The 14,165-nt window shown below is 69.4% G+C and carries 10 protein-coding genes and 2 rRNA genes; 5 read left to right on the top strand and 7 right to left on the bottom strand.

The genetic code is table 11. From position 1 onward, the window contains the following. The first annotated feature begins 32 nt into the window (after positions 1-32). Genes RLT57_RS16600 through RLT57_RS16585 form a run of 4 tightly spaced genes read left to right on the top strand, consistent with a single transcriptional unit; the run spans position 33 to position 6,024 of the window. A complete protein-coding gene (locus RLT57_RS16600; protein ID WP_311300734.1) occupies positions 33-1,355 on the top strand; it encodes a hypothetical protein in 1,323 nt (440 codons plus the stop codon). Next, positions 1,352-2,896 (top strand): SCO6880 family protein, encoded by a 1,545-nt coding sequence (locus tag RLT57_RS16595; RefSeq protein WP_311298183.1) that lies wholly within the window; start codon positions 1,352-1,354, stop codon positions 2,894-2,896. Before RLT57_RS16600 ends, RLT57_RS16595 begins: the two co-directional genes overlap by 4 nt. A 32-nt stretch (positions 2,897-2,928) precedes the next feature. Further along, positions 2,929-4,350 carry an ATP-binding protein gene (locus RLT57_RS16590; RefSeq protein WP_311300733.1) on the top strand — a complete coding sequence of 474 codons (1,422 nt, stop codon included), beginning with the start codon at positions 2,929-2,931 and terminating at the stop codon, positions 4,348-4,350. 21 nt (positions 4,351-4,371) lie between these two features. Continuing rightward, on the top strand, positions 4,372-6,024 hold the full coding sequence (locus RLT57_RS16585; RefSeq protein WP_311298182.1) for a type IV secretory system conjugative DNA transfer family protein: 1,653 nt from the start codon (positions 4,372-4,374) through the stop codon (positions 6,022-6,024). 84 nt (positions 6,025-6,108) lie between these two features. Here RLT57_RS16585 and RLT57_RS16580 read toward each other — a convergent pair whose 3' ends face one another. From RLT57_RS16580 to RLT57_RS16560, 5 genes are all read right to left on the bottom strand, one after another. Then, positions 6,109-6,396, bottom strand: a complete 288-nt coding sequence (locus RLT57_RS16580; protein WP_311298181.1) for a hypothetical protein — start codon at positions 6,394-6,396, stop codon at positions 6,109-6,111. Next, positions 6,354-6,953: a redoxin domain-containing protein gene (locus RLT57_RS16575; protein ID WP_311298180.1), complete on the bottom strand. Its 600-nt coding sequence runs from the start codon at positions 6,951-6,953 to the stop codon at positions 6,354-6,356. Before RLT57_RS16575 ends, RLT57_RS16580 begins: the two co-directional genes overlap by 43 nt. 27 nt (positions 6,954-6,980) lie before the next feature. Beyond that, a complete protein-coding gene (locus tag RLT57_RS16570) occupies positions 6,981-7,391 on the bottom strand; it encodes a hypothetical protein (RefSeq protein ID WP_311298179.1) in 411 nt (136 codons plus the stop codon). Between the two features lie 310 nt (positions 7,392-7,701). Beyond that, positions 7,702-7,830, bottom strand: coding sequence for a hypothetical protein (locus RLT57_RS16565; protein ID WP_311298178.1), 129 nt, complete (start codon positions 7,828-7,830; stop codon positions 7,702-7,704). Further along, on the bottom strand, positions 7,812-8,993 hold the full coding sequence (locus tag RLT57_RS16560; protein ID WP_311298177.1) for a LacI family DNA-binding transcriptional regulator: 1,182 nt from the start codon (positions 8,991-8,993) through the stop codon (positions 7,812-7,814). Before RLT57_RS16560 ends, RLT57_RS16565 begins: the two co-directional genes overlap by 19 nt. A gap of 503 nt (positions 8,994-9,496) precedes the next feature. On the opposite strand from RLT57_RS16560, the gene RLT57_RS16555 reads away from it, so the two are divergent. Next, positions 9,497-10,489 (top strand): hydroxyacid dehydrogenase, encoded by a 993-nt coding sequence (locus tag RLT57_RS16555; protein WP_311298176.1) that lies wholly within the window; start codon positions 9,497-9,499, stop codon positions 10,487-10,489. A gap of 84 nt (positions 10,490-10,573) precedes the next feature. On the opposite strand, the gene rrf is transcribed toward RLT57_RS16555, so the two are convergent. Next, positions 10,574-10,690 (bottom strand): 5S ribosomal RNA (gene rrf / locus RLT57_RS16550). Positions 10,691-10,789: 99 nt separating this feature from the next. After that, a 23S ribosomal RNA gene (locus tag RLT57_RS16545) occupies positions 10,790-13,916 on the bottom strand. Positions 13,917-14,165 lie beyond the last annotated feature (249 nt).

Below are 14,165 nucleotides of genomic sequence, written 5' to 3'. Positions count from 1 at the left end.
CTGGTCGCCGCCGCTGGTCCGCCGTGGCCGTCATGACCGCCGTCCTGGCCGCGCTGCCGACGGTGGCACTGGCCGCCACGCCGACGCCGGTCCCCTCCGTCGGCAAGAACACTCACGCCCCCGACCCGTGCCGGCTGCTCGTCGGCTCCGCCAAGGACTTCTGCGAGAACGACAACGGCCGCAGCGGCAGCGGAGGCGGCGGGACCAACGGCCTGACCAGTTCCCTGGACCCCCTCACCTCGCTCGGCAAAGGCTGCGCCGACGCCGCGTCATGGACCATCGACAAGCTGTCCACCGCGGTCACCAAGACCACCCAGGTGGACTTCACCAACACCGCGTTCCTGCGGCAGTACGCCGTCGTGTTCGCCGCGTCGACGATCCTGACGCTGGTGCTGTGGCTGCTCGCGGTGGCCAAGCGGGCGGTCCGCGGTGTGCCGCTCACCGAGGCGATCACCGAAGCCGTCGGGTTCCTGTGGCTGACCGTGCTGGCCTCCGCGTTCACCCCGCTGATCCTGTACACGGTGGTCTCGGCGACCGACGCCGTCACCGACGTGATCTCCTCGGGCACGAAGTCGAACACCGACGTGTTCTTCGGCTCGTTCTCCGGCGCCCTCACCAAGGGCGACAACATCGGCGGCGGACCGATCATGCTGATCCTGGTGTCGCTGGTGTCCGTGGTGGCCGCCGGCGTGCTCTGGCTGGAGCTGGTGATCAGGGCCGCCCTGCTGTACGTGGGCGCGCTGCTGGGCACCGCGGTGTACGCCGGCCTGGTGGACAAGAACATGTGGCACAACGTCCGCCGCTGGGCCGGGATCATGATCGCCGTGATCATGGTGAAGCCGGTGATCGTGATCGTGCTGGGGCTGGCCGGCGCGCTGTCGTCCAGCGACGACGGCCCCGACGCGTTCTCCGCCGTGGTGTCGGGCCTGGCCATCATCCTGCTGGCGATCTTCGCCAGCTTCATGATCTACCGCTTCGTCCCCGGCTTCGGCGACGACGTCGTCAACCTGCGCAACAGCCGCAAGTCCGCCGGCGGCCAGAGCGGCGCCGCCGCGGTCATCTCCTCGCCCGCAGCCCTGGTCAAGCAGGGCATCAAGACGCACAGCGCCCGCGGCGGCCCGCAGGAGCAGGCCCAGGGCGGCGGCGTGCCGAGCAACCCGATGGCGGGCGGCATGGCCGCGCACAGCGGCCGCGGCGGTTCCCCGGGCGGCGCCGGCACCGGCTCCGGCGGCAGCAGCGGTAGCGGCGGCGGCAACCCGCTGAGCGGCTCCCCCTTCCGCAACGGCCCCGGGTCCCCCCGAGGCGGCGCACCAGGCTCGAACAACGGCACTTCGCAGGGAGGTGATCGCCGGTGACGACCCAGCCCTTCACCCAGCCGCGCCGCACCTATCTGATCGGCAAGGCCAGGCCCAACGCGATCGTGGGCAAGAACCGGGAGACCGGTGAGATCGCGCTGATCATCGCCGGCGCCGGCCTCGGCATGCTGTTCGGCCTGCTGATGCCGATACTCCTGCTGCGCATCGTCGGCCTGGTCGGCTGGCCGATGCTGGCGCTGGCCGCGGTGTACATGCCCTACCGGCGGCGTACGTTCTACCGCTGGTTCGAGATCAACCGCACCTACCGCCGCACCCTGCGCACCACCCCCGCCTACCGCTCGGCCGTCCAGGAGGCCGGTGTGGGCCTGGACGGGCGGGAGGTGGAGGTCGGGCCGCCGCCGGGGATCGGGCGGATCAGCTGGCTGTCGGCGCCGTTCGGCCCCGACGAGATCGCGGTGCTGCTGCACGTGGACCGGCGCACGGTCACCGCGGCCATCGAGATCGAGGGTCCGGGCGTGGGGCTGCGCGACAGCGAGGACCAGGAGGCGCTGGTCGAGCGGTTCGGCACGCTGCTGAAGCACGTGGCCAACGGGGACGGCTTCGTGACCCGGCTCCAGATGCTGGCCCGCACCCTGCCCGCCGACCCCGACGCGCACGCCAAGGACGTCGCCCAGCGCGGCGACCCGGACGCCGAGCGGTGGCTCAAGGACTCCTACGAGCAGTTGCAGTCCATGGTGTCCACCTCCTCCGAGCAGCACCGCGCCTACCTCGTCGCCTGCATGCACTTCACCCGCGAGCTGGCCGCCGAGGGCAACGCGATGGCCCGCGCCACCGCCGTCCACGGCCAGAAGGTCGACAAGGACGCCGGGCTCGCGGCGGTGATGGCCCGCGAGCTCAACGACATCTGCGCCCGGCTGGCCGAGGCCGACATCCGGGTCCGGCAGCCGCTGGGCCAGGCCCGGCTGGCGTCGCTGGTGCACTCGATGTACGACCCGGACCACCCGATAGACCACATCCAGGCGATGACCCGCCGCAACGCCTGGCCGGCCGAACTCGACGCCACCGACCCGACGTTCCTGCAGGCCAAGACCCGCGAGTCCAGCACCCGGGCGCCCTGGCACCACTCCACGGCCTGGATCAAGGAGTGGCCGATGACCCCGGTGGGCGTCAACTTCCTGGCACCGCTGCTGGTGCACACCCCCGACGTGATCCGCACGGTCGCGGTGACCATGGACCTCGAACCCACCGACGTGGCGATCGAGCGGATGCTGACCGAGAAGACCAACGACGACGCCGAGGCGAGCCGCGCCGCGAAGATGAACCGGGTGGTGGACCCGCGCGACGTCGCCCACCACGGGCGGATCGACCAGCGCGGCGAGGACCTGGCCAGCGGCGCCGCCGGGGTGAACATCGTCGGCTACATCACGGTCTCCTCGCGCTCCCCCGAAGCGCTGGCGCGTGACAAGCGCACGATCCGCGCGTCCGCCGGTAAGTCATATCTGAAGCTTGAATGGTGCGATCGTGAGCACCACCGGGCGTTTGTGAACACGTTGCCGTTCGCGACCGGCATCCGCCGCTAGCCCGCCCGTACGAGGAGGCCACTGCCATGCCCATGCTGGACCCGCTGGCGGCGATCACCGACGCGTTCACCGGCTTTCTCTTCGGCCGGGTGGAGACCACACGGCTGCCGGTACGCACCTCCACCGGCCAGGCGCAGGCGGTCTACCTGCCGACCGCCGCGCCGGGACTGGGCGACTCCGGCGTGATCATCGGCCGCGAGGTGTACTCCGGCAAGGGCTACATCTACGACCCCTTCCAGCTCTACGGCCAGCAACTGCCCGCCCCGCACTGGCTGGTGCTCGGCGAGTCCGGCAACGGCAAGTCGGCGCTGGAGAAGACCTACGTCCTGCGGCAGCTGCGGTTCCGCGACCGGCAGGTCGTGGTGCTGGACGCGCAGGGCGAGGACGGCGTCGGCGAGTGGAACCTGATCGCCAGGGCACTGGGCCTGACCCCGATCCGGCTCGACCCGATGGCGGCCCTGGACGGCGGCATCAAGCTCAACCCGCTGGACCCGGCGATCACCGTCACCGGCCAGCTGGCGCTGCTGCGGACCATCATCGAGGTCGCCATGGGCCGCGCCCTGGACGAGCGATCCGGCTTCGCGCTGAAGGTCGCCCACGCCTACGTCGCCGAGACGGTGACGGAGCGCCAGCCGATCCTGACCGACATCGTGGAACGGCTGCGGCACCCGCTGGTGGAGTCCGCCGAGGCGATGAACGTCGACCTGGACGACGTACGGGCCTGGGGCCTGGACGTGGCGCTGGTGCTCGACCGGCTGGTCGACGGCGACCTGCGGGGCATGTTCGACGGGCCGACCAGTGCCGGCATCGACCTGGACTCGCCGCTGATCGTCTTCGACCTGTCGCACATCGACCGCAACTCGATCGCGATGCCGATCCTGATGGCGATCGTCGGCGTGTGGCTGGAGCACACCTGGATCCGCCCGGACCGGAAGAAACGCATCTTCCTGGTCGAGGAGGCGTGGCACATCATCAACTCGCCGTTCGTCGCGCAGCTCTTCCAGCGGCTGCTGAAGTTCGGCCGGCGGCTCGGCCTGTCCTTCGTCGCGGTCGTCCACCACCTGTCCGACGTGGTGGACGGCGCCGCGGCCAAGGAGGCCGCGGCGATCCTCAAGATGGCCTCCACCCGCACCATCTACGCCCAGAAGGCCGACGAGGCGCGCGCCACCGGGCGGGTGCTGGGCCTGCCGCGCTGGGCGGTGGAGATCATCCCGACGCTCACCCCCGGTATCGCGGTGTGGGACGTCAACGGCAACGTACAGGTGGTCAAACACCTGATCACCGAGAGCGAGCGGCCGCTGGTCTTCACCGACCGCGCCATGACCGAGACCTCGGTGGAGCACGCCGCGGACCTGGAGGCCGAGGCGGAAGCCGAGGCCGAGGCGCGCGCGGAAGCGCACGCGGCGGCCCAGGCCGCCCTGGCCAAGCACATGGCAGACGACGCCGTCGCGTGACGGGGACCTGACGGGGACGAGATGGCGCAGCGGAAGAGGGACTCCCCCGGGGGCCTGCCGGACGGCCTGGTCGTCGGCATCATCGGCTTCCTGCTCGGCGTGACCCTGCTGGTGTGGACGGCCACCGGCATCGCCGGGCTGCTCGCCCACGGCGGCTGGCCGGACGCGGCGCACTTCACCCGCACCCCGCAGGCCATGCGGTCGCTGATGGGCGACCCGCACGACCTGGCCGCGGCCTGGCCGCAGTCCCCTCCCCGGCAGCTGCCCAAGGCGGGGCTGTTCTGGGGGGTGTTCATCGGACAGTTCATGGTGCTGTTCGTGCTGACGGTGTGGGTGCTGAACATCGTGGCGCGGCTGCGCTCCCGCGACGCCCGCGCCGCGCGCCCCCGCCCGGCGCCCCCGGCCCGCCCCGCACCCACCGCCACCGCGGCCGACGACACCGCGCTGCAGGCGCCCCGCCGCCACGACCGCGCCCGCCCCCTCGGCAAGGACTCCGGCGACGGCCTGGACGCCTGGTTCCGTACCGTGCCGCGGGCCGCCCCCTTCGCACGGGACGACACACCGACCACCGTGCTGCCGGCCGTCCCCGACGGACACCCCGGCGCCCCGGCCGCCGCCCGCCCCGGGCCCGGCTCCGACCACCTCGCCGACGGCGAGGTCACCCGCACCTACGCGCTGTTCGCCGCCCCCCGGAGCGACAAGGCCAAGCGGATCACCCAGCCCGCCGTGCTGGCCGCCGCCGGACCGGTCGTGGTCACCACCGCGGACCCGGACACGTACCACCAGACCGCCGGCAACCGCGCCAAGCTCGGCCCGGTGCACGTCTTCGACCCCGCGCACCTGCTGGACGTCCCCGGGCGGCTGCGCTGGGCCCCCCACGACGGCTGCGAGCGCCCGCAGACAGCCCGGCTGCGGGCCGCCGCGCTGCTCGCACCGCTGCGCACCGCCAGGTCCGACGAGGCGATCGTGCACGAGACCGCGGTGACACTGCTGCGCTGCTGGCTGCACGCCGCGGCCGTCGACGGCCGGCCCTTCCGCCAGGTGCAGCGCTGGGCGGCCGGCGGCGTGACCGCCGGGGAGCCGGTACGGATCCTGCGCACCGACACCGGCGCCGCCTCCGGCTGGAACGGCGAGCTGGAATCGGCGCTGCACGCCCACCCCGAACGCCGGGACGCCGCGCAGGCGCTGATCCGGCGGCTGCTCGAACCGCTCAACGCGGTGCACATCCGCGACGCGTGCAATCCGACCCGTACCGGGGGCCTCGACCTGGAGTCGTTCACCTCCGAACGGGGAACGCTCTACGTGGTGGGTGAGCGGACCGAGGACCCCCGGTCAGGACCGGGCGCGATGCCTCTGCTCACCGCACTCCTCTCCAGCGTGGTCGAGCACGGCCGGCACATGGCCGCACGGTCATCCGCCGGTCGGCTCGACCCACCAATGACCTTCGTGCTGGACGACATCGGCGCCCTCGCGCCGATCCCCGCCCTCCCCGACCTCCTCGCCGAGGGACACACGGCCGGCCTCCCCACCCTCGCCGTCCTGCGCTCCCCCGAACAGGCCCTCGCCCGGTGGCAGTCCCCCCTGTGGCAGCACGCCGACATCCGCCTGGCCCTCGGCGACGACACGGCCGACGCACTCCCCCCGACCGTCCACGACGCCGTCCGCATCCGCTGACAGCCGGCCGCCGCACCGGTCGCCACACCGGTCGCCACACCGGCAGCCGACCACCGGGCGCGCGGCCCGCCGGGCCGCCTCCAATTACCCGAAGGTGAAGGAGTACGCGCTCAGGCCCGGCGAGAACGTCAGCTTGAGCACCCCCTGCTGCTCGGTGCTCCCGCTCACCACCGGACAGATGTCCGGCGCGCCCGAGACCGCGAAGGTCCGGGTACGCCCGCCGAACACGGCGGTGACCGTACCGGTGCCGCCGACGTCCAGGTAGACGTCGTCGGCCAGGAAGTTCAGCTCCATCGCCGCCGACCGCCCCGCGGTCAGCGCCTGACCGCCTACCGACCACGTACCGCCGAGTCCGAACTCGTTCTCCGGCACCGGAGCGGCAGCGGCAGCGGCAGCGGCAGCGTGAAAGCGTGCGTGCCCGCGCGCAGCGACCCGTTGGCGACACCCTGGGCGCGGTCGGAGCCCAGGTACGTCTCCGGGGTCTGGTACGGGTCGGTCGGCGTCCGGTCCGGCACCTCCGTCGCCTCCGGCAGCGCGACCACCGGGCGCGCGGCCGACAGCAGCTGCCGGATCAGCGTCTCGTCGCCGCTGTAGCCGCCCTCGCCGATCGCCACATGCCGCACCTCACCGGTCGCGTCGACCAGGTACGACGCCGGCCAGGAGGTGTTGCCGAAGGCGTCCCAGGTGTCGTAGTCGTTGTCCAGCGCCACCGGACAGGCAATGTGCAGCCGCGCCGCGCCCGCCTTCACATTGCCCTTGTCGTGCTCGAAGGCGTACTCCGGGGTGTGCACGCCGATCACCACCAGACCGTCGTCCCGGTACGCCCGGTACCAGGCGTCGACATGCTCGATGGCCCGCTGGCAGTTGATGCAGGAGTACGCCCAGAAGTCGACCAGCACCAGCTTCCCGGTCAGGTCGGCCGAGGTCATCAGCGGCCGGTCGCCGGAGGTGTTGAACTACTGCTGGACACCGGTCACGGCCGGCGCCTTGCCGCAGTCGAGCAGGTCGTCGGTCTCCGCGCCGGCACATGCCTGGAGCGCCGCGCTCTGCTGCGGGCTCAGCCCCGAAATCGCCCCCGCCCGGTCCAGCGCCTGGTTCAGCCGGGCGGTGTAGTCGGGCACCGCCCGCTGGATCGCGTCGGTGCCGTTGAAGGTGAGCGCCACGGCCAGCCCGATCACCACCAGCCCGGCGGCGAACCGCACCGACCGCTGCCGCTCCCGGAACGCCCGCACCCGGTCGGCGACCCCGCGGCCGGCCAGGGCGAAGAACAGCAGCGGCGCCGTACCCACCGCGAACGCCAACGCCAGAGCGACCGTCTGCGCCCCGATCCGGTGCGTCGCGCCCGCCACCGTGATCGCCGCCAGCACCGGCCCGGCACGGCACGTACACCGCGCCCAGCGCCAGCCCGAGCACGAACCCGCCGTGCCTGCCGCTGACCTGCCGCCGCCCCACGTACGAGAACGGCCGCTCCAGCAGCTCCTGGACCCGCGGGAACATCATCGCCACGCCCAGCACAGTCAGCACCGCCAGCCCCGCCCACCGGATGGTGTCCGACGGCAAAGGCAGCACGCCGAGCACCAGCGTGCCGAGCAGGGTGAAGACACTGAAGCTGAGCGCGAGCCCGGCCACCACCAGATACGGCCGCCGCCCACCGGCGTTCCCGCCGCTCCCGCCGCCCTACACGCCGCCGCTGCCGGGCTGCGCGGCACCCGCGGTGAGGAAGACCACGGGCAGCACCGGCAGCACACACGGCGAGACACCGGTGATGAACCCGCCCGCCAGCCCGATCAGCACCAGCGTGAGCACAGCGACCTCCGGGACCGGCCGGCCGCCGCGGTCCAGGTACGCGACGGCTCCGGCTCTGTCCGTACGCTAACGCCGCCGCCTGTGGACGACCGGACACCGGGACCATCGGTCACCGATCCGTAAGGCCCGCGCACGTACGGTCCCCCGTCACGCCCTGGGACGCGCCACCGACGCGCGCAGCACGATGTGCGTACCCAGCAGCTGCCGCCGCTGCCCGGTGCCGCGCGGCGCCCCCGGCGGGCCGCTCCTCGGCGAGCGCCCAGCCGCACCGCCTCCCGGCCCGGTTCGTACGCCGGGATGCGCACCGTGGTCAGCGGCGGGTTGAGGTCCTGGGCCAGGGCGTCGTCGTTGTAGCCGACGACCGACACGTCCTCGGGCGTCCGCAGGCCGCGCTCGCGCAGCGCCGCCATCGCCCCCGCCGCCGCCCGGTCGTCGCCGGCGAAGACCGCGGTGAAGTCAGGCCGCCCGTCGCACTCGGCGAGGATCTGCCGCATCGAGGCGTAACCGTGGTCCCGGCCGAAGCCCCAGCCGCCGATCCGCTCGGCGCCCGGCCCCAGTCCGTGGTCGGCCAGCGCCCTGCGGTACCCGGCGATCCGCGGCTCGACGGTGGTGTGCCCGGGTAGCCGCCCGAGATACAGGATGTTTCGGTGCCCGGCCGACAGCAGATGGCTGACCAGCGCGTACGCACCGGCCTCGTTGTCGTACTCGACGACCAGAACGGGCGTCTCGGGGCCCGGCGCGGGCCGCCCGCACAGCACCAGCCGGGACCCCGCGGCGGCGAGTCCGTACGCGTACTCGCCGAGCCGGGCCCGGTACCGCTCGTCCTCGACCGCGCCGCCGACCAGCACCACGAACTCGGCCCGCTGCTCGCGCATCATCTGCACCAGCGCCAGCTCGCGCGCCTCGTCGCCGCCGTGGCTGCACACCATGCACAGCCGTCCGCCCGCCGCGGCCTCCTGCTCGACGCCCTGGGCGACGCTCGCGTAGAACGGGCTGTCCACCGACATGACGATGACCGCGACCGTCTTCGGCCCGGTCCCGGCCAGCGCCCGCGCCCGCCCGTCGACGACGTGGTCCAGGTCCCTGACCGCGCGCAGCACCTTGGCCCGCGCCGTCGCGGACGTCGGGTAGTTCCCGGCCAGCACCCGGGAGACGGTCGCCACCGAGACACCCGCCCGCCCGGCCACGTCCCGTGATCCGGCCGCCGGCCACGCCCGCCCGCTGCGTCATCCGCTACCACCCCCGGCATCCGCACGGCTGTCGCCGTGCCCCGCGCCGCGGCCCAGCGTAGTGCCGCCGCCCGCGGCGGAAGAGGGGCGCGAAGGGTGGGCCGGCTCGGCGGGAGGCGGCCGGGGCCGCCGGGCGGGCGCCGAAGGGGGTCACGGCCGTCGCGGGCGCCGTCGGCGAGCCCGACGGCCCCGGGCCCGCGGCGAGCGACTCCGGCACTCGGCGTCGGACGGCGGTCCGAACCGGTCTCCCCGAGCACGGTCCGCTCCGACCGGGAGCCGGCGGCCCGTCCCGTGCGCCCGACCTACGGTTCGGGTACCGGTTCCCGGCACCTCCATTGACGTGTGGCAGGGGCGGGCCTAGCCTCCAGACGCCGTCGGGGTAACCGCTTACCCCGCGGTTCGCACGTCTCCACGTCGCCTACACCCGAGGGGCAGATATGGCGGACCGGCCGAACGCGGTAGTGGCGATGCGCCCGGACATCGTGGACCTGGTCCTCCCGCCCGCGCTGCGCGCCCGCCTCGACACCCTCGCCGACGTGTCGGCCGGACCACCGCTCACCGACTGGTCGGGGGCCGACCTGGCCACCACCGACGTGCTCCTCACCGGCTGGGGCTGCCCCCCGCTGGACACCGCCCTGCTTGACCGCGCGCCCCGGCTCGCCGCCGTCCTGCACGCCGCCGGCACCGTCAAAGGCCATGTCGGACCCGAGGTCTGGCAGCGCGGCATCGCCGTCTCCTCCGCCGCCGACGCCAACGCGGCACCGGTCATCGAGTTCACCCTGGCCACCGTCTGGCTCGCGGCCCGCCGCACCCTCGGAGCGGCCGCCGGGTACGGCACCGGGCACTATCCCGGCTACCGCGAACGCCGCGGCGCGGACGGGGCGGTGGTGGGGGTCATCGGCGCCTCCCGGATCGGCCGCGGCGTCATCGCCCGCCTGCTCGCCGCCCCGGCCGGCTTCCACGTGCTGCTCGCCGACCCCTACGTCTCCGCCGCCGAGGCCGCCGCCCTGGGCGTCGAACTCGTCGACCCGGACGAGCTCTGCCACCGCTCGGACATCGTCACCGTCCATGCCCCGGACCTCCCCGAGACCCACCATCTCCTCGACGCCCGGCGCCTGCGGCTCCTCCAGGACGGCGCCGCCGTCATCAACACCGCCCGCGGCCGGCTCCTGGACACCCAGGCCCTCACCGAGCAGTGCGCAACCGGCCGCGTCGAGGCCTACCTCGACGTCACCGACCCCGAGCCCCTCCCGCCTGAGCACCCGCTACGGGCCCTTCCCAACGTCCTCATCACCCCGCACATCGCGGGCTGCCAGGGCACGGAGGTCCAGCGCCTGGGCGCATACGCGGTCGACGAGCTGGAACGCTGGATCAGCGGCCGGCCGCTGCTGGGCGCGATACGGGCGGAGCAGCTGGCCCGCATCGCCTGAGTCCCGGCAGGGGCGGGAAAAGGGGCCGACAACGCAAAAAAGCTCGGACCCCCGACTGCGTCGGGGGTCCGAGCTTCACTATTTGTTCGGCGGTGTCCTACTCTCCCACAGAGTCCCCCCTGCAGTACCATCGGCGCTGAAAGGCTTAGCTTCCGGGTTCGGAATGTAACCGGGCGTTTCCCTAACGCTATGACCACCGAAACACCACGAAACACACACCACCCCACACACCCCACAAAAACAGGAGCAGGGAATACGGCGGCTGATTGTTTCAGAACCACACAGTGGACGCGAGCACACATGGACAAGCCCTCGGCCTATTAGTACCGGTCAGCTCCACCCCTCACAAGGCTTCCACATCCGGCCTATCAACCCAGTCGTCTACTGGGAGCCTTACCCCATCACGTGGGTGGGAGCCCTCATCTCGAAGCAGGCTTCCCGCTTAGATGCTTTCAGCGGTTATCCCTCCCGAACGTAGCCAACCAGCCATGCCCTTGGCAGAACAACTGGCACACCAGAGGTCCGTCCGTCCCGGTCCTCTCGTACTAGGGACAGCCCTTCTCAAGACTCCAACGCGCGCAGCGGATAGGGACCGAACTGTCTCACGACGTTCTAAACCCAGCTCGCGTACCGCTTTAATGGGCGAACAGCCCAACCCTTGGGACCGACTCCAGCCCCAGGATGCGACGAGCCGACATCGAGGTGCCAAACCATCCCGTCGATATGGACTCTTGGGGAAGATCAGCCTGTTATCCCCGGGGTACCTTTTATCCGTTGAGCGACGGCGCTTCCACAAGCCACCGCCGGATCACTAGTCCCTACTTTCGTACCTGCTCGACCCGTCAGTCTCACAGTCAAGCTCCCTTGTGCACTTACACTCAACACCTGATTACCAACCAGGCTGAGGGAACCTTTGGGCGCCTCCGTTACCCTTTAGGAGGCAACCGCCCCAGTTAAACTACCCACCAGACACTGTCCCTGATCCGGATCACGGACCGAGGTTAGACATCCAGCACGACCAGAGTGGTATTTCAACGACGACTCCACCACGGCTGGCGCCGCGACTTCACAGTCTCCCACCTATCCTACACAAGCCGAACCGAACACCAATATCAAGCTATAGTAAAGGTCCCGGGGTCTTTCCGTCCTGCTGCGCGAAACGAGCATCTTTACTCGTAGTGCAATTTCACCGGGCCTATGGTTGAGACAGTCGAGAAGTCGTTACGCCATTCGTGCAGGTCGGAACTTACCCGACAAGGAATTTCGCTACCTTAGGATGGTTATAGTTACCACCGCCGTTTACTGGCGCTTAAGTTCTCAGCCTCGCCACACCCGAAGGCACGACTAACCGGTCCCCTTAACGTTCCAGCACCGGGCAGGCGTCAGTCCGTATACATCGCCTTACGGCTTCGCACGGACCTGTGTTTTTAGTAAACAGTCGCTTCTCGCTGGTCTCTGCGGCCACCCCCAGCTCAGAGAGCACGTCTCATCACCAGAAATGGCCCCCCTTCTCCCGAAGTTACGGGGGCATTTTGCCGAGTTCCTTAACCATAGTTCACCCGAACGCCTCGGTATTCTCTACCAGACCACCTGAGTCGGTTTAGGGTACGGGCCGCCATGAAACTCGCTAGAGGCTTTTCTCGACAGCATAGGATCATCCACTTCACCACAATCGGCTCGGCATCAGGTCTCAGACACATGCCACCCGGATTTACCTGAGCAACGCCCTACACCCTTACCCCGGGACAACCACCGCCCGGGCTGGACTACCTTCCTGCGTCACCCCATCGCTTACCTACTACTTCCCTGGACCAGCGGCTCCACCACTCCCACCTCATCCGAAGACTCAGCAGGCGGCTTCACGGCCTTAGCATCAGAAGACTCAGTACTGGGCGTTCCAAAGCGGGTACCGGAATATCAACCGGTTGTCCATCGACTACGCCTGTCGGCCTCGCCTTAGGTCCCGACTTACCCTGGGCAGATCAGCTTGACCCAGGAACCCTTAGTCAATCGGCGCAAGAGTTTCCCACTCTTGTATCGCTACTCATGCCTGCATTCTCACTCGTGAACCGTCCACCACTGCCTTACGGCGCAGCTTCACCCGGCACACGACGCTCCCCTACCCATCACAGCCCCCGTTAGGAGTCAATACTGCAATGACACGACTTCGGCGGTACGCTTGAGCCCCGCTACATTGTCGGCGCGGAATCACTTGACCAGTGAGCTATTACGCACTCTTTCAAGGATGGCTGCTTCTAAGCCAACCTCCTGGTTGTCTCTGCGACTCCACATCCTTTCCCACTTAGCGTACGCTTAGGGGCCTTAGTCGATGCTCTGGGCTGTTTCCCTCTCGACCATGGAGCTTATCCCCCACAGTCTCACTGCCGCGCTCTCACTTACCGGCATTCGGAGTTTGGCTAAGGTCAGTAACCCGGTAGGGCCCATCGCCTATCCAGTGCTCTACCTCCGGCAAGAAACACACGACGCTGCACCTAAATGCATTTCGGGGAGAACCAGCTATCACGGAGTTTGATTGGCCTTTCACCCCTAACCACAGGTCATCCCCCAGGTTTTCAACCCTGGTGGGTTCGGTCCTCCACACGGTCTTACCCGCGCTTCAACCTGCCCATGGCTAGATCACTCCGCTTCGGGTCTTGAGCATGCTACTAAAACGCCCTATTCGGACTCGCTTTCGCTACGGCTCCCCCACACGGGTTAACCTCGCAACACACCGCAAACTCGCAGGCTCATTCTTCAAAAGGCACGCAGTCACGACACCAAGCGCAAGCACTCAATGCGACGCTCCCACGGCTTGTAGGCACACGGTTTCAGGTACTATTTCACTCCGCTCCCGCGGTACTTTTCACCATTCCCTCACGGTACTATCCGCTATCGGTCACCAGGGAATATTTAGGCTTAGCGGGTGGTCCCGCCAGATTCACACAGGATTTCTCGGGCCCTGTGCTACTTGGGTGGTCCCCAAGAGAGCCGCTGACGTTTCAGCTACGGGGGTCTTACCCTCTACGCCGGACCTTTCGCATGTCCTTCGCCTACACCAACGGTTTATCACTCTCCGACCAGCCGGCAGACCGATCAAGGAAACTCCCACAACCCCGCCCGCGCAACCCCTGCCGGGTATCACACGCAAACGGTTTAGCCTCATCCGGTTTCGCTCGCCACTACTCCCGGAATCACGGTTGTTTTCTCTTCCTGCGGGTACTGAGATGTTTCACTTCCCCGCGTTCCCTCCACAAGCCCTATATATTCAGGCAAGGGTGACAGCCCATGACGACTGCCGGGTTTCCCCATTCGGACACCCCCGGATCACAGCTCGGTTGACAGCTCCCCGGGGCCTATCGCGGCCTCCCACGTCCTTCATCGGTTCCTGGTGCCAAGGCATCCACCGTGCGCCCTTAAAAACTTGGCCACAGATGCTCGCGTCCACTATGCAGTTCTCAAACAACCAACACTCAAGGAAACAACACCCCCGATTCCCTGAGAACCCAACAGCGCGCCCAACACAGGCAACCCCAACCCGTTCCACGCCGAAGCAGTACTAGAGAAGAAAACCACCCATGCCGAATAGTCAACGTTCCACCCATGAGCAACCGGCACCGGACACTCGCCGATGAACCAGCCCTGGACCCACCCCCAACAGGGGAAACGAGCCAAGAAG

It is taken from the genome of Streptomyces sp. ITFR-21, assembly GCF_031844685.1.
In the GTDB taxonomy this organism is placed as follows: Bacteria; Actinomycetota; Actinomycetes; order Streptomycetales; family Streptomycetaceae; genus Actinacidiphila.
Note: the sequence above shows the minus strand (reverse complement) of the source record. Positions and strands in the feature narration are given on the sequence as shown.